The sequence below is a fragment of the Mesorhizobium sp. Cs1299R1N3 genome, from assembly GCF_037179625.1.
GTDB classification, from domain to species: domain Bacteria; phylum Pseudomonadota; class Alphaproteobacteria; order Rhizobiales; family Rhizobiaceae; genus Mesorhizobium; species Mesorhizobium salmacidum.
In genome coordinates this window covers 23,997-38,012 of record NZ_JAPYKQ010000005.1, presented here as the reverse complement: position 1 = coordinate 38,012, position 14,016 = coordinate 23,997, and the positions used below count along the sequence as shown (strand labels likewise).

General features: G+C 62.0%; 25 protein-coding genes and 1 pseudogene. 15 read left to right on the top strand and 11 right to left on the bottom strand.

Features of this window, described 5'->3' with window-relative positions:
• The first annotated feature begins 23 nt into the window (after positions 1 to 23).
• The 3 genes from O7B34_RS13330 to O7B34_RS13320 are packed head-to-tail and all read left to right on the top strand — an operon-like array spanning position 24 to position 1,338.
• Positions 24 to 299: a hypothetical protein gene (locus tag O7B34_RS13330; protein WP_337146475.1), complete on the top strand. Its 276-nt coding sequence runs from the start codon at positions 24 to 26 to the stop codon at positions 297 to 299.
• Positions 296 to 997 (top strand): DUF2786 domain-containing protein, encoded by a 702-nt coding sequence (locus tag O7B34_RS13325; RefSeq protein ID WP_337146474.1) that lies wholly within the window; start codon positions 296 to 298, stop codon positions 995 to 997. Before O7B34_RS13330 ends, O7B34_RS13325 begins: the two co-directional genes overlap by 4 nt.
• A complete protein-coding gene (locus O7B34_RS13320) occupies positions 994 to 1,338 on the top strand; it encodes a hypothetical protein (RefSeq protein ID WP_337146473.1) in 345 nt (114 codons plus the stop codon). The genes O7B34_RS13325 and O7B34_RS13320 overlap by 4 nt, the downstream gene beginning before the upstream one ends.
• Before the next feature lie 195 nt (positions 1,339 to 1,533).
• Here the strand turns inward: O7B34_RS13320 and O7B34_RS13315 are convergent, their stop codons facing one another.
• Positions 1,534 to 2,409: an ATP-dependent DNA ligase gene (locus O7B34_RS13315; protein ID WP_337146472.1), complete on the bottom strand. Its 876-nt coding sequence runs from the start codon at positions 2,407 to 2,409 to the stop codon at positions 1,534 to 1,536.
• A 151-nt stretch (positions 2,410 to 2,560) separates the two neighbouring features.
• Here O7B34_RS13315 and O7B34_RS13310 point away from each other — a divergent pair, with 151 nt between their 5' ends.
• From O7B34_RS13310 to O7B34_RS13260, 11 genes are all read left to right on the top strand, one after another.
• The gene (locus O7B34_RS13310; protein WP_337146471.1) at positions 2,561 to 3,085 is read left to right on the top strand and encodes a hypothetical protein; all 525 of its coding nucleotides are present in this window, start codon (positions 2,561 to 2,563) and stop codon (positions 3,083 to 3,085) included.
• Positions 3,082 to 3,297: a hypothetical protein gene (locus tag O7B34_RS13305; protein WP_337146470.1), complete on the top strand. Its 216-nt coding sequence runs from the start codon at positions 3,082 to 3,084 to the stop codon at positions 3,295 to 3,297. Before O7B34_RS13310 ends, O7B34_RS13305 begins: the two co-directional genes overlap by 4 nt.
• A 36-nt stretch (positions 3,298 to 3,333) precedes the next feature.
• Complete coding sequence (locus O7B34_RS13300; RefSeq protein WP_337146469.1) at positions 3,334 to 3,708, top strand: hypothetical protein; 375 nt, start codon at positions 3,334 to 3,336, stop codon at positions 3,706 to 3,708.
• Between the two features lie 91 nt (positions 3,709 to 3,799).
• Positions 3,800 to 4,054, top strand: coding sequence for a hypothetical protein (locus O7B34_RS13295; protein WP_337146468.1), 255 nt, complete (start codon positions 3,800 to 3,802; stop codon positions 4,052 to 4,054).
• On the top strand, positions 4,051 to 4,479 hold the full coding sequence (locus O7B34_RS13290; RefSeq protein ID WP_337146467.1) for a hypothetical protein: 429 nt from the start codon (positions 4,051 to 4,053) through the stop codon (positions 4,477 to 4,479). Before O7B34_RS13295 ends, O7B34_RS13290 begins: the two co-directional genes overlap by 4 nt.
• 52 nt (positions 4,480 to 4,531) lie before the next feature.
• Positions 4,532 to 5,401, top strand: coding sequence for a DUF6011 domain-containing protein (locus tag O7B34_RS13285; protein ID WP_337146466.1), 870 nt, complete (start codon positions 4,532 to 4,534; stop codon positions 5,399 to 5,401).
• Between the two features lie 49 nt (positions 5,402 to 5,450).
• Positions 5,451 to 5,708, top strand: coding sequence for a hypothetical protein (locus O7B34_RS13280; protein WP_337146465.1), 258 nt, complete (start codon positions 5,451 to 5,453; stop codon positions 5,706 to 5,708).
• A gap of 4 nt (positions 5,709 to 5,712) precedes the next feature.
• Positions 5,713 to 7,191 (top strand): hypothetical protein, encoded by a 1,479-nt coding sequence (locus O7B34_RS13275; protein WP_337146464.1) that lies wholly within the window; start codon positions 5,713 to 5,715, stop codon positions 7,189 to 7,191.
• On the top strand, positions 7,184 to 7,933 hold the full coding sequence (locus tag O7B34_RS13270; protein ID WP_337146463.1) for a hypothetical protein: 750 nt from the start codon (positions 7,184 to 7,186) through the stop codon (positions 7,931 to 7,933). The genes O7B34_RS13275 and O7B34_RS13270 overlap by 8 nt, the downstream gene beginning before the upstream one ends.
• A complete protein-coding gene (locus O7B34_RS13265; protein WP_337146462.1) occupies positions 7,930 to 8,325 on the top strand; it encodes a hypothetical protein in 396 nt (131 codons plus the stop codon). Before O7B34_RS13270 ends, O7B34_RS13265 begins: the two co-directional genes overlap by 4 nt.
• A 222-nt stretch (positions 8,326 to 8,547) precedes the next feature.
• A complete protein-coding gene (locus tag O7B34_RS13260) occupies positions 8,548 to 8,766 on the top strand; it encodes a hypothetical protein (protein WP_337146461.1) in 219 nt (72 codons plus the stop codon).
• A gap of 87 nt (positions 8,767 to 8,853) precedes the next feature.
• Here the strand turns inward: O7B34_RS13260 and O7B34_RS13255 are convergent, their stop codons facing one another.
• The 8 genes and pseudogenes from O7B34_RS13255 to O7B34_RS32170 all read right to left on the bottom strand — a co-directional run.
• Complete coding sequence (locus tag O7B34_RS13255; protein ID WP_337146460.1) at positions 8,854 to 9,000, bottom strand: hypothetical protein; 147 nt, start codon at positions 8,998 to 9,000, stop codon at positions 8,854 to 8,856.
• Positions 8,997 to 9,233, bottom strand: a complete 237-nt coding sequence (locus O7B34_RS13250; RefSeq protein WP_337146459.1) for a hypothetical protein — start codon at positions 9,231 to 9,233, stop codon at positions 8,997 to 8,999. Before O7B34_RS13250 ends, O7B34_RS13255 begins: the two co-directional genes overlap by 4 nt.
• Positions 9,223 to 9,765, bottom strand: coding sequence for a dATP/dGTP diphosphohydrolase domain-containing protein (locus O7B34_RS13245; protein WP_337146458.1), 543 nt, complete (start codon positions 9,763 to 9,765; stop codon positions 9,223 to 9,225). Before O7B34_RS13245 ends, O7B34_RS13250 begins: the two co-directional genes overlap by 11 nt.
• Entirely contained in the window at positions 9,762 to 10,283 is a 522-nt protein-coding gene (locus tag O7B34_RS13240) for a DUF7768 domain-containing protein (RefSeq protein WP_337146457.1), read from the bottom strand. Before O7B34_RS13240 ends, O7B34_RS13245 begins: the two co-directional genes overlap by 4 nt.
• Positions 10,284 to 10,402: 119 nt before the next feature.
• Positions 10,403 to 11,671, bottom strand: coding sequence for a helix-turn-helix domain-containing protein (locus O7B34_RS13235; RefSeq protein WP_337146456.1), 1,269 nt, complete (start codon positions 11,669 to 11,671; stop codon positions 10,403 to 10,405).
• Between the two features lie 198 nt (positions 11,672 to 11,869).
• Positions 11,870 to 12,373, bottom strand: coding sequence for a hypothetical protein (locus O7B34_RS13230; RefSeq protein WP_337146455.1), 504 nt, complete (start codon positions 12,371 to 12,373; stop codon positions 11,870 to 11,872).
• A 91-nt stretch (positions 12,374 to 12,464) separates the two neighbouring features.
• Positions 12,465 to 12,974: a lysozyme gene (locus tag O7B34_RS13225; RefSeq protein WP_337146454.1), complete on the bottom strand. Its 510-nt coding sequence runs from the start codon at positions 12,972 to 12,974 to the stop codon at positions 12,465 to 12,467.
• Positions 12,975 to 13,059: 85 nt separating this feature from the next.
• A pseudogene (locus tag O7B34_RS32170) lies at positions 13,060 to 13,248 on the bottom strand (DUF7940 domain-containing protein); the annotation flags it as partial.
• Between the two features lie 64 nt (positions 13,249 to 13,312).
• Between O7B34_RS32170 and O7B34_RS13215 the strand changes: the two are divergent.
• On the top strand, positions 13,313 to 13,558 hold the full coding sequence (locus tag O7B34_RS13215) for a hypothetical protein (RefSeq protein ID WP_337146452.1): 246 nt from the start codon (positions 13,313 to 13,315) through the stop codon (positions 13,556 to 13,558).
• Here O7B34_RS13215 and O7B34_RS13210 read toward each other — a convergent pair.
• The gene (locus tag O7B34_RS13210; protein ID WP_337146451.1) at positions 13,548 to 13,757 is read right to left on the bottom strand and encodes a hypothetical protein; all 210 of its coding nucleotides are present in this window, start codon (positions 13,755 to 13,757) and stop codon (positions 13,548 to 13,550) included. The two genes, O7B34_RS13215 and O7B34_RS13210, sit on opposite strands and share 11 nt — an antisense overlap.
• A 48-nt stretch (positions 13,758 to 13,805) precedes the next feature.
• Entirely contained in the window at positions 13,806 to 13,994 is a 189-nt protein-coding gene (locus tag O7B34_RS13205) for a hypothetical protein (RefSeq protein WP_337146450.1), read from the bottom strand.
• Between the last annotated feature and the right edge of the window lie 22 nt (positions 13,995 to 14,016).

Genomic DNA, 14,016 nt, shown 5'->3' with positions numbered 1-14,016 from the left:
ACAGCGGAATTGGTGATGTACAGATGACAAATCGCTTGGAACGCGCCCGCGCGCTATACGCCAGGGTCCGCCAGAATTCCGACTATTGGCGCTACAACCGTTGGTATCGCGCGGAAATTATTCCGCCAGTTGATTTGCACCTGTACCCGTCCCCGGATGACGAAATTCCGGTCGAAGAGTTCTACTTCACGGCTGAATTCTGTGGCTGGCGAACTGGAGACGGCAACCAATACGAATGGTGGAACATCATTTTCGACGGTCGCATCGTCGGCATGGAATGGTGCGAGAGGAGCAAATGACCGACCGCGAAAAGCTCTTCAAGCGCATCCGCGCCCTGGCCGCGATGACGGTCGAGAACGGATGTACCGAAAACGAAGCCGTGGCCGCCGCCGGCAAGCTCGCGGACATGCTCGCCGCGCACAATGTCACGCTCGACGAAGCGATGCTTCGCGAGAACCCCTTCGGCCGCCACGACGAAGCGCACGCGGACGCCGTAGGCGAGCGTTTGTGGAAGCCGGCGCTTGCGGTCGCGGAATTGACTGGAACGCGCACATGGCGCGGCCCTGCCGGCGTGAGGCCCTATCGGATGACCTTCTTCGGCTTCGATCACGAAGTCGAGGTCGCGAAGTATCTTATGGCGATCGTCGCAAGGGCCATGCACGACGGCGAGAGACGCGTCATGATCGAGGCCGGCCTTCTCAACCCGGCGAGGCGGAGAATGCGCGTAGGCGCGTTCCTTGACGGGATGGCGGATGCGCTGCACCGTCGCATCCTGGCGCTGAAGCCGCCCACACCGACGGGAACCGGGTTGATCGTCCTACGTAATGCGCTGATCGACGACGCGATCGAGGCCGCCGGGATCAAGTTGGGGGACGCGCGCGTTAAGCCGTCGAGGTCGCTTGACGCCGACTACCGGCGCGGCGTCCAGGCCGGCCAAGCGGTTGACCTCAATCGCGGCGTCGCCGGGCCGACAGGAATGCAACGGAGGATCGCTTGAAACTGATATTCGACATCAACGGCGCGGCCGAGGCAGGCGAAGACCGTCTCCCTTCGGAAGTGATCGAGGCGCTTGGCGTCCGCTGGATACACTACGAAAAGCAGATGATCGCCGACCGGGTCATTTTCGACCATTGCACAAAGGTTCCTGAAGAGCTTCCGAGCTTTATCAGACGGGGCCAGATCGAGGACGTTTCGGATGCCGACCGCATATCGGCGCTGGAGCGCGAGAACGAAGCCCTCCGCGCCTCGCTGAAGGAAACTCTGGAGATCGCTTCGCGAAACGAGGCCGGGCCTTATGTGCGGCGAGCGCTTGACCTTCTGAAGATGGGCGAGGAATGAAGTGACAAAACGACAGCCGACAGCCGAACAGTTGCGAGCCTATATCGTCGACGTTCTTCAGAAGCGTGAGGGCGTGTGCCGCGCGGCCGGACTGAATGAGAAGCGATCGAGCAAAACCCGGCAATGGGAGATCGGCCGCGCCGACGGCTACAAGGACTTCCGGGCGTTCCTTCTGGAGCTAGACCTAACGAAAATTTAGGGCCGGCTGTCCGGCTCTTCCTCGCGAATGCCGCGCAAGGTCGCGTGCCGCAGCTTGTTCTCGCGCTTCAGGGTCTTCACGCGGCCGACAACGCCGGGCTTGATCCATTCGCCTTGAACCTTGACGCCTTTCGGCGGCGTCCCTTTGCCAGCCTCGACAAGCGCCCACAGCCGTTCTCGCATTGCGCGGGTCAAGGCGAGGTTGGCGGACCCAATGTATCGCCGTTCGGTGTCGCGGGTCGCCATCAACGCCAGCGGGGCCGCGCCGGGCCGGCGCTGGACGCCCGCGACCTCCGCGTCGATCTCTTCGAAGCACTTCGTCTTTACCCACCCTTCAGTGTCGCCGCTGCGATAGCTGCTATCGGGCCGCTTCGAAACCATGCCCTCCAGCCCCAGGCGATCGACCGCCGCATAGAATTCCGCGCCGCCGCCGACGACGTGGTGACTGAATTGAAGAACGCCTCCAGCATCGCCCAATAGCTTGCGTAGCTTCTCCCGGCGCTCAATCAACGGGACGCGGCGCAAGTCCGCGCCGCCAAGGTGCAGGAGATCAAAGGCAACGAAGATAATCCTGCTAGGGGACCATCGCATGGCGCTTCGAAGCGCATGGAAATCAGACACCCCGGCGTCGTTCAAAACGACCACTTCGCCATCTAGGATCGCCGAGCCGGCCAAGTCCTTCGCGGCGTCGACGACTTGCTTGTACGTCTTCGACCAATCAATGCCGGTGCTTGTGAGCGCCCTCGCCGCCCCCCCCTCGATCGCGACTTGGGTCCGGTAGCCGTCGTATTTGATCTCATGTATCCAGTTGTCGCCCGTCGGCGGAACCTCGACTAGCTTGGGCTTCATCGGCGGAATGAACTTCAAACTCATGAACCGTACTCACAAACCGCGTTTCAATTAGCTTGCGCTGATATGGTTCCGCAACCGCTATTTTTGAACCCTGACAAAATAATTTGTCAGACGGCTTGACGCCTTCGTTGTGGTGGACTAAATCTAGGCCATCAACGCGGAACGAACGGCAATGACCAAGACCACGAAAATGCTTCCCTGCACCGCCTGTAGCCCGGCTCGTCCCGATCTAGGCTACCACAAGGCCGGGCGCTCCCGGCACTGCCGCGACATCGTCGAGGTCAATGGCGACCTCACGTGGGCTTGGTGCTGCGAAAATTGCGGCAACGTCAAAAAGCCGCGAAAGAGAGCCGCCACCCCGACTTATGACGAGATCACCAGGACGCTCGCGACCGCCGACAAGCTCTCGCGCCCGGACACGATACTGTTTCATTGCTTCAACCCGAACGGCCTCTATGCGGAACTGAAGGCGTCGCAAGATCGCATCGGCGCATGGGTCGACGCGAACCCCGACCAGCCTAACGGCGTCCTCTTGGTTTACGGCTCCCTCAATGACTTCCATCGCAAGGCGCTTTTCGCCCTACTGGACAAGCGCCGCCGCGTTACACGCACCGAATTTGCCGTGACGGTTTCCGGCATCCGCCGCGAGATCAGCACCGCCGCCGAGTGGCTGAAAAAGAAGGAAGACGACAAATGAGCCCGACGGTTACGGAAATGCAGACGATCGCGCGTCCAGACCCCGTTTTCGACGCACTGAAGCTCGCCGAGGCGACCATCGCGAACACCCTGCAATGTCGCGGCTACCGCCCCGGCGAATGCACCGACGGATGGTCCCCGGAGGTCCGGCGCGAGGTCGCCACGCTCGCGACCGTCCGCGCCGTCATCACCAAGGCAGAGGCCGCTTCCTAGGCCGCTCCATCCATCCCCACCACAGGAGAACCTACCATGCTCGACAACGCCTTCCCTGACTTCACGACGCCCGAACTTCGGCGATCGATAGACCGCACGACCGAAGAGCAAGCGACCGCGATCCGTGCCGAGATCGGCCGCCGCGAGGCCGCCGCACCGGAAACTGCCGACGAGCGCCTAGCCCGCGTCAAGCGGACTCCCGTCGGCCTGCTGACAGACGAAGAGATCAGCTTGCTCGACCCCGACGGACAAGCCTTCGCCGCGAGGTACAAGGCCAGGGTCGCCCGCGAGGCGGCTTGCCCCGGTCACGAGCGCGTGTCGACCAGCACCCGCGAAGAAAGCAATCGCGGGCAGCACAAAGGCGAGTGCCGCCATTGCGGGAAGAACATGTCTTGGGACAGCAGCGATTAGCGCTTGCGTCCGACAAAATAATTTGTCAGAAGGGGTTGACCTAACAATTCTCCCGGCCTAAATCTAGGCCACCCTACCACGGAGAAACGACATGACCGCCAACCGCCTTACCACCCTCGAATTGATCGCCGACCGCTGCAAAGTTGCCGGCGACGCCGCCTACAAGCGCCGCGCCGAGGCCAAGACCTACCAGGAAGCAAACCATGTCGACATGAAGTCGTATCGGCAGGGCGAGGCCGCCGCTTACAATGATGCGCACAAGGCGGTTAAGGCGGAACTGGAGCGCCTTCGCAACCGCTGGCAGAACGGCGCGCTCTCCTACGAAGATTTCGGATTGCCGTCATGAGCCATCGTCGCAACAACGACATCAAAGCTCCGGACGGCTTCCTGCTAGGCGGCCTCCGGATGGTTCACGCGGACGGGACCATCCTTTTTCAGCGCGGATATTGGCAAGCACCAATGGAATGGGCCGGCCAAAAAGTTTGGGTGCATTGCACAGACAGCGGCGCGGGCGATCTAGACGCCGCCCCGCCTGGAGTTGGCATCTATCGCGCGAGGATGGACCTCCTGGCCGTCTCATGCCCGCGCACTGACAGGCCCGACGCCAAGCCGGGATGGAGACGTGCCGATAACAAAGCATGGGCGGCGCGAGCCATCCAAAGCGATTTTGAAATCTGCAAGGCGTGCGGCGGCGAAACCCGCATAACCGAAGCCGCGTGCCCCGAGTGCGGGACGACGAAGGCCGACAAAAATATTTGTCGGGCTGCTTGACACCGTCCAAGCTCCGGCCTAAATCTAGGCCATCCTACCACGGAGAAAGCAGATGATCGACTTCGCCGACCTCGACACCGATCCCATGACCTCGACGGCCCGCGCCGTCTCGACCTCGATCGAAATCCAGCGCAACGCCCATATCGCCAACGGCGGCCAAGTCGCCATGTTCGATTGCCCGCGCTGCCACGGAACCGGAAGCTGGCGCGGCCACACTCGCGCTTTCCCCTGCCGCGCCTGCGAAGGCAAGGGGAAGGTGACGAAGGGCAAGATCGCCGCGTTCAAGGGCAAGGCAACGAAGGCCGCAAACCTCGCTTCCCGCAGGATCGACTTCGAAGAGGCCAATGCCGAGCTTATGGCCGGCCTCCGCGCCGTCGCTTCGTGGCACGGCTTCGCCGCCAAGATGCTCGACGCCGTGGCGACCTTCGGGAGCCTGACAGACAACCAGCGCGACGCCGCGAAGTCGGTCCTGGCGAAGATCGCCGAGAAGCGTGCCGCCGAGCGCCAGACGGAGACGGCCGCCAAGTCTGGAGCCGTCGGCGTCGAGCGCATCAATGCGCTGTTCGCGACCGCAATCGGCAACGGCTTGAAAAAGCCGATCTTCCGCACTGAAAACCTTGTGATCAAGCCCGCCAAGCTTCATGCTGGCGTGCTTTACGTGACCGACAAGCGCGTCGAGGATCGCGAGCGCGGCGGCGCCGCCTATGTCGGCAAGATCGTCGAAGGCAAATTCGAAGCCCGCCGCGAGGCGATGGCCGACACGCTGTCGATCTTGTGCGAGATCGCGGCCGACCCGATGGAAAGCGCCGTGCGCTACGGCCGGGCGACGGGCGTTTGCGGATGCTGCGGCCGGGAGCTTACGGACAAGGACAGCGTCGCGGCCGGCATAGGCCCGATTTGCGCGACGAAGTGGGGGCTTTAAGCCCCCGCCTATTTCCGCCCATTCAATCCCTCTACCACGGAGACATGAAGTGACAAGCCAGCACAAGATCACGGTCGGCATATCCGGCCGGTTCCCGGTGTTTATCGAGGCCGACGCCGCTGCATTCGGCCAGGTCTTCGCCGACATGGCCGACGAAGAACAGGTCCATGTTTTCCGGGCGATGATCGAGGCGATGAAGGCCCATCAAATGCAATGGGATCATATCTCGATCGCCCTCGAACAGCCGGAAAATCGCGATGTCCGCGACACCCTCCGCAACGTTCTCTTCCCTACCACAGAAGGATGAAATCATGACCTTGCATTCCGTAACCGGCCCCTACCTTGTTCCGGGCGACCTTCATTCCAGCTTCAGGATCACCACAGACGACAAGATCGTCGCATCGGTCTACGCGGCCGACGGCGACGAAGAGAAGGCGCAAGCGACCGCCATATCGGTCGCCTTGGCCCTCTCCCAAGACGCGGAGACGATCGCCAAGGCCGCGCAGTTCTTTGGCCTGATCGAGGGCGCAAAAGCCGCCGGCAAATCATGGTGGGCGGACGCTCAACTTCGCCAGATCGAGGAAGGCATAGAGCAAGACCGCCGGATCGAGGTTCTTGAAGAATTCTACAGCGAGGTTTGGGGCTGGCTTCTCAAGCGCGGCCTTGTGGACAATGACGGCGACGAATGGGACGGCTTCGTCGCTGTGATCGAAGAGCATGAAGCCGAGATCGAGGCTAGCGCCCTGCGCACGGTAAATGCGATGCAGTCGAGCCAGATCAAGCACATGGTCGACCGCTTCCTTGCCTGGAAGCTTCCCGAGAATTTCAATCCGGATGCAGGGATCAGCTTCAAGGCAGCCTTCAATGAGAACACCGCCCATCCGATGAGGCATGAGCCGTCTGGCACCAATCTGTTCGACGCCAGTCAAGCCGAGGCGATGGTGCGCCACATGCTCGAAGGGATGCCAGAAGGGGCTGGCGTACAGGTGAAGGCTTTGGTGGAGAGCAACATGATCCGTTGGGCTCACGACACGCTCTACGAGATCAACCCGTCGAATTATGATCATGCAGAGGTCTGCAAGCTGAACGATGCTTCCGTGAAAGTGATCTTGGGGCTCGCCCAGTATCTCGGCGAAAAACACGGCAAAACCGCAGAATGGTGGAGCGAATATAGCGCCAACCACCCGCTGCCAGCACTTGCCCCTCCCTCCTTGCCGGTGGGAGACGATCTGGACGGGCTGGTTGAGCGGTTGAATAAAGCTGCCGGTCCAGTTCGGTTGAATAATGGCTGTTTCGCCGATCTGGCGTTCGAAGCCGCCAATTCCATTGCCGCTCTCCGTGCCGATCGTGACGAAGCTATGGAAGAGCTTGGCCGCGTCATCATGGCGTGTCCGCAAGGCATGCGCACGAGCCCTGCAAGCGATGGCGTCAAGCTTCTCCGCGCGGAAAACGAAAGGCTGACGCGCGAGCGGGACGAAGCGCGGGCGGAGCGGGATTATTTCTCCACAGGCGAATGGGCGGGCGTCGAAAAAGCCACAGAACAGCTTGAACAATTCAAGCGCTTCCGCGCCGAGAACGAAAGACTCACGGCGGATTTGGCGGCGACTGAGGAAGACCGGGACAGAACCCGCAGGGAGCGAGGCATATATTGCTCCGCCTTGCAAGAGGCGAGGAAGGCGCTGAAGCCGTTCGCCACGTTTGCCGACCACAAGACGAGCTACGTTGAGTTGCCCGTTCAGTGGTGCATCGACGCCGCTCGTTCCCTATCAGAGGAGAGCAGCAATGGTTGAGCTCAGCGACGAAATGGTCGAGGCGGCGGTCAATGAATGGTGCCGGGCTCACGAAACCGGCAGGGCTGACAACATCAATGTCGCCATGCGCGCCGCCCTTACCGCTTCCCTAGAGGAGCGGAAGGCCGAACCGGTGGCTTGGCCGGAGCCGACAGTGCTAAATCCCGACATATTCGATCCGACTGGCGTCCCTTATATCGATAGCCTCTTGCATCGGTTGCTCGACGCGCAGCAGGACATCAATTTGGCTGCCAACCAAGGCATGGACCAAGCGCTCTGCGATGCATCGGCGCTCATAGACGAGGTTGAAACTTGCATTCGCCGACTCGCCACCCCACCAGCACCCGACAAGGCGGTGGGGGCGCTGGACGCGGATGCCATAGCTGAAGCTCTGCTTGATCGCTCCGGGGTGCTGCATCCTCGTCAGGCCGAAAAGGGTCTCATCATTCGCGGCATCCGAGATGCTCTCTCCTCCCTTGGCAATGAGCGGGGGAAGCCGGAAGGCTATGTGCTGGTACCGAAGATTCCATCCCATGAAATGATCACAGCAGCGGCAGAGGCTCACTACGGCAAGCGTCGGGTGGCTAAAACCCCGGTCGAAGGTATCTCGATAACCGTGGATGGCATCGACTATAGCTTCGTTCAAGCGTTCCGTAGATTCTGGAAGGGCGCCCTTGCCGCCTCCCCTGTGGGAGGCGATCAGGAGCGGCCGGGCGGCGCGGTCGCGGAGACGAAGCCATGAGCGATATCGACGCTAAGATCGCCGCGCAAACGAAGGCTGTTTTCGACGCCTCGTTTCCCAATGCTAATGCCGCCCCGACAGAACAAGAGCGCATGAATGCGACCCTCAACGCGATCTCGCTCCGGATCATCTTCGCCAATGCCCGGCGGATGGTGAGGGGGACGCGCGGCCGGCAACCGAATTGGGCTCTAGCTCGCGACTTGTTCGGCCTTGGCAGCACCTATGCCACGGCCCTTTGCCGCCGGATCGGCGTCAACCCGGACGGATTTTCAGCCGACCCGGCGCGCGGCCATGGCGGAGGCGACCTCGCCGGAGTTGGTCGGGACGCTAAACATGACACGGAGCCGACGGCTACCGCATCGCGGACAGCGGACCCGCTCGCGGAGCAATGAGATCGGGAAGTCCCTGCCGCGCGTGAGAACAAGCGTTTCCATGTCGGCAAGGTACGACCAATTGCACTCCCGTCCGCGCTGCATCCCCTTCGTGTAAGGCCCGAAGGCACAGAACACGCGGACGGTCACGGAATGGGTAAGGCAGTCGCCTAGCGTCTCGATCTCCATAGAGAACGAAATAGGAACATCAGCCCCAGCCCGTCAAGTCCAACGGAGGAGTGAATGAGGAGCGATCGATACATTTTCGCCGGAGGCCGGCGGGCGGGCAAGACGTTGCTTGCGGCGAGGCTTCAGCGCGACGCTCAATGGGCGGCTGAGGCCGAACGGCTCGCAAAGGCGCAAGCCAAGATAGTCGAGATCGCGGCTTCGGCCGATGAGCTTGCCAGGGCGCTCGATTTGGTCCGGAAATCGCTTCCGGAATTGACGACGCAGCGTCGCTAGCCGCCGGGGACCGGCCAAGGACGCGCAAGGGCGCCCTCGCCGGTATTCGGAGATAGCCGAAGGCGACAAAACGCTTCAGCGGGGCCTCTATTTCAGTTTCAGATTTCCGGCCGGCGACGTGTCGGCCGTTAGTTCGATGATGGCGTGCGCCACATAAACGGCGGCGACGAGGCAAACCCCGATCGCCACCACTTGCCAGATCGCGCTATGGAACGACTTCGGCCGGTGGATCATGGGTGCTTCCCTCCGGCCTGAAGGTAGACCGCGACCTTGTCCCAAGCGACGATCGCGCCGGTGACGAAGGCAAACAGGAGGCCGAGGAACTTCAGGAACCGGCCCGCGCTTTCCCGATCTCGAGAAAACTGGATTGACGCCTCCAGGTACTTGACCCGCTCCGGCGTCAAGCTGTCGATGAATTCCTTCACCTTCGGGTCGAGATCGAGGGCCGGATTAGCTTCATCGGACATTGGCTGCCTTCGCTTTCTCCCGCTCCGCCTGCATTTCCTTCAGCCGGGCGACCCAAGCTTCAGCCTCATGCAGGAGATCGGCCTCGATCTTCGAATGTCGGCGATTGTCGATCAGTGTTCCGTGAGCCGCCGCGTCGATCAGGATCGAGCAACAGGCTTTGACGGCCCCGAGGTTCTGGACCAGCGTGTCCCGCGTCCGTTCCTCGCCGACCTTCCACAGTTGAAGGTGACGTATCGCGGCCTCGACATAAGTCATCGCCTCGACGGGATTGTCGCGCCAGTTGAGCGGGTCATATTTCAGGCGCCCATCGAAGAGCGCCTCAAGCTCCGCCAGTTGCGCCGACAGCGGGATATAGGCCAGCGGCGGCTTCTTATCGCCGAAGGCTTGCTTGGGGTTCGGCGGCCGGCTGGCAGGCGCTACGGCTGGCGCATCCGGCATGTTCTGGAATTGCTGCGCCTGCCGGCTGTATTGCTCCGGCGGCTCGCAATATGTCAGGTTCCCGCAACATGGATTGAGTTTGCACCGGCTCATGGCGTCGCCTCCAGACTGCGATATTCGACAGGGCGGCCGGCGGCTTCAGCGGCGGCGATGCCGTACTTCATGCCGGAGCTTATGCCGAGGTCGGTATAGACGACGCTCGCCTCCGCCACCTTGCGCCAGGCAAGGCCGGCGTCGATGCCGAGAGCGCGCTCGACGGGGTTGTCGTCGTCGAGGATGCCCTCTTGCGTGTAGAGCAGATGAGACGCGATCGGCGCTTCGCCCCGCTGGAGGCTGTCGCGCACGCACCGGCGGGCGTAGGCGATGTTTCGCTCACGATGGCCGGCAAACGGACTTTCGATTATCACCAGGCGCGCGCTGTTGACCTCATGCGCCACGCGGCCGATCATTGCGCGCGCAAGGGCCTCGACCTGATCGCGCGGGATCACGGTGGAAACCGTCGTGGGGTCGCCGCGACCGCGCACCAAGAGGCTGACCTCGCCGTTGCGTTCATTGATCGAGACGAATTCGGGCTCCGCAACCGGAGCGGTGTAAGCGAAAATGTTGCGCATCTGTGATGTCCTTACTTGCGCGATACCGACCGGAAGCGCCGCGCTCGCCGCGCGTCCGATCGGATCAAGAGGAAGAGGATGAAAAGGCGGAGAAGGCGGTCGACCACGGCCGCCCTCGCCTACCGAATTTCGACTTCGGACGTGCCGGTAGTGCCGCGCTCGTAGTCGTAGTTGCACGCCCGCATCGACCGGCCGGAGAGGTAGCCATTCGCCGCGTGATAGGCGTCCTGCGCCACAGGGGCGCGGTGCGACCACACATGCACGCCGCCGATCTCTTTGACCGTGTCGTGGTGAATGTGGCCGGTGTGGAAGTGGCGCGTGAACGTGTCCGCCCAATCCTGCTTGCGCATGTTCGCCATGATCAGCGGCATGTCGGGGATTTTGGCGTTGTCGCCGTGAGTGCCGCCGATCAGGTTGACGCCGAAGCGCTTCCAATAGAATGGGTTCGGGCTGTCATCGACCTCGACCCGCTCCGTGTTGCGCCAGTACATGCGCATCGCCTGAACAAGCCCCACGGTCGAGTTCGGGTCATGGTTGCCCGGCTTCAACACGAGCTCGATTTCGTCGTGTTTGGCCGCGACCATTTCGGACCCCTCGACCAATAGGTCGGAAGTGGCCGACAGCGTCTTGGCGTAGCGCGTGTCCACGTCGAGTATATTCCCCGAGCGCTCCGTCATGTTGCGGCTGTTGTCGGCGTGCAGGAGGTCGCCCAGGCCGAGGATCACCGCGCGCTTGGACTTCGGCGTTTGCTCGATCAGGTCCGCGATCGACTGGAGCAAGACCCGCTTGGCGATCGACAAATCCCAATCGGGGCCGCCGGTTTCCTTGCCGTAGGCAAAGAGGCCGACATGCCAGTCGCAGAAAATGTAGACCGTGAGCCGATCGGCCAAGGTCCGCTGCGGCCGGATGATGAAGGGAGCCGACGGCACGAAGTCTTCGAAGGCTTGACGGATGATCTCCGCCTTGTCGATCGTGTCCTTCAGGTCGCGGTCGGTCTTGTGCCACTTCAGGAGGATGCGATCCTCGCCGTCGGTCAAGACCGACATGCCCTTCAGCAGATGGTCGGCCGGCTTGACGAATTCGCCGCCCTTGTCGGCGCGGGTCTTGATCGAGGTCCGCTCGATATAGCCGTCGGCGTCGCGCGTGATGGAATGCGACTGGACGATGTAGCCCTCCGGCACTGTCTGGCCGGCGAGCAAGCCGTCAAGACCGCGTTCCGAGGCCCGGCGAAGGGTCTTCTGAAGTGTGGCGCGCGTGATGCCGATGATGTCGGCCGCCTTGCGCTTCGACCCGGCCTCGCGGAAGATCGCCAGGCGCCGAAGGATCTCATCGTTCTCCAGCTTGTCGACCTTGCCGCCGGTCTTTTTCTTGGTTGCCCCCTCGATCATTTCGACACCTTCTTTCCGGCATTGGCAGGCGAAGGCGGCGGGAGGATCGCGATCAGCGCCTCATTCTTGCCGATGCAGTCGCCGTAGTTGGTCCTATCGGTCCCCCACAGGGTTCCGGTTTCGGGTTCTTTGAGATCGCGGTGCGGAATGTCGACGAGGGGAGCGCAAGGCTCCCGCAAGGTCGAGTCGGCCGGAATGTCAGCGACCGTTTGCAGGACGGCGGGCTTCCTTTCGACCGGCGGCGTCCAGACCGATTGACAGCCGGCGAGACACAGAAGGAACGTCACAGCGATCGACAGGCGTAGGTGCATTTTCCAGAGCATTGATGATTTCCTTCAGTTCCCCGGCGTGCAGCGCGCGCTTGGCGCGGTCGGCGAGGTATTGGCGTTCGGCTTCGGCCTTGCGTTCGGCGTCGGCGGCGCGGAGATCGGCGGCGGCTTGGCGGGTTGCCTCCGCCGCCTTGGTCCAAGCGGCGCGCTCTTCGGCGACGCCGGCATCGTGGCCGGCCTTCTCCGCTCGATCGACGCGGCCGAGGGCCAGGTACTCGACGGCAGGCCCGACCGCCGGCACATACCGGATGATCGGAACCGCCTTGACGATCTCGTTTGCGACCGGGACGCCTTCGTAGAAGACGAGAAGCCCGATGATGGCGATGGCGGCCGGTGACAGCCGCGAGAGCGCCCATGCGATGACGGCGCTCATGCCAGCCACCACACAAGGAAGCCCGCTATGACCGCGAGCGAGGCGGCCCCGACGATACGGAGCGCATAGTCGAGGATTGTGAGAGCGGCTTTCATTTGCCTTCCCTCAACCCGCGCAAGCACATGGCTTGCTCGCTCTCGCGGCCCGGCGTGCCAGTAACGCGGCGGTTCATCAGGCCCTTGATGACTTCGTCATTGACGAAGACCCACTTCGAAAGCTGGAGGCACGCGTCGCGAAGGTTGCCGGCCTTGACTTTCTTGATCAGGGTCGACTTGCACGCGGCTCCGGTGCCGACGTTGAACGCCCAATCGTTGAGGGCGTTGTAGGTCGCACCGGGAACCGTCCAAAGCTCCGGCGCACACGCGAGCAAGCGTTGCTCATGGGCGATGATGTCTTTCGCCGTGATCGCGTCGCATTCGGCCGGCGTGTAGAGCTTATCTTTGATGATGTCCGGCCCGGTGTGGCCGCGACACACGGTTAGGACATGGCCGACATCGTAGTACGGCCGGAATTTCTCGCCTTCCCAAGACCCGGTGTAGGCGGTGGCAGCAGCAAGCAGGGCAAGCCCCGCCGCTCCCGACTGGAGGTAGCGACTTTTCATTGGATTTTCCGATCTTTGATGGTGATTGAGCGACGAATTTCGCCACCATGCCGGCGACGATCGTCACGAAGAGAAGCCGCGCGAACAGGGCGCGAGGCATGAGGTCAGCGAAGTACGGGAGAACAGCTTCAGCGCCCGACAGGAGAGCCGCGACAAGCAGGATGCGGATTGACCACGCCCGTTTGAGAACGTCGCTCCAGTTGTCGATCAGCCTGAATTCGAGCGCACGAAGCCGGCTCCAGACGCCTTTCGGCGACGGAGGGAGGGCAGGCATAGCGATGTTTCCTTGGTTGTGGCGCGGCGGCGGAAACTAAACCCCGCGAGCCGCGTTTTGAGGCATGACCGAAGACCGGAAGAAACCCGACCTAAACGTGATCGACTTCCCGAAGACGCTTCGGGACAGGCCGCCGGCCGGGAATATCCCGCTTGGCACGCCGGGGGTCGACCACGACAGGCCAGACAAGCCGGAGGCGGAACACTTCATCGTTTGCACGATATGCGGCCAGATGATCGACATGAGGAAGCTCGACGAAGTGCTTCACCATGCCGACATCGTGCATGACCCGTTGCCGCCTAGCCGGTGATGCCTTCCGGAGCCGGCGTGATGACGTGATAGTCGACGCTCTTCTCGCGGATCAGCACATAGCCCTCGTCGCACTGGAGGCGGACATAGGTGCCCTTCGCATCCCAAGACGTGACGTTGCGAAGGTTGAGGTGATTGCCCGACTTGAAGACGACTTTGCGCTTCAATTCGAGGACTTTGGGCTTGGTCGGTTCGGTCATTTCGGGTTCCTTTATTGAATGGCCTATATTTAGGCCGATGGCCTAGATTTAGGCCATATTGCGCTTTGCCTTGGCGCGCTCTTGCGCCTCCGCGATCAGCTTGTCGGCTTCCGCCGCACTGAAGGGCTTGCCGGTCAAGGCTTCCATCATCCAACGGACAGCCGTCGGACCATGATAGGTCTTGCCGTCCGGGTTGAGGGCGGCCTCGCCAAGCGTCTTGTCAGTGAGTTTCGGCATTGGGCTTTCCCTTCAGTCGAGA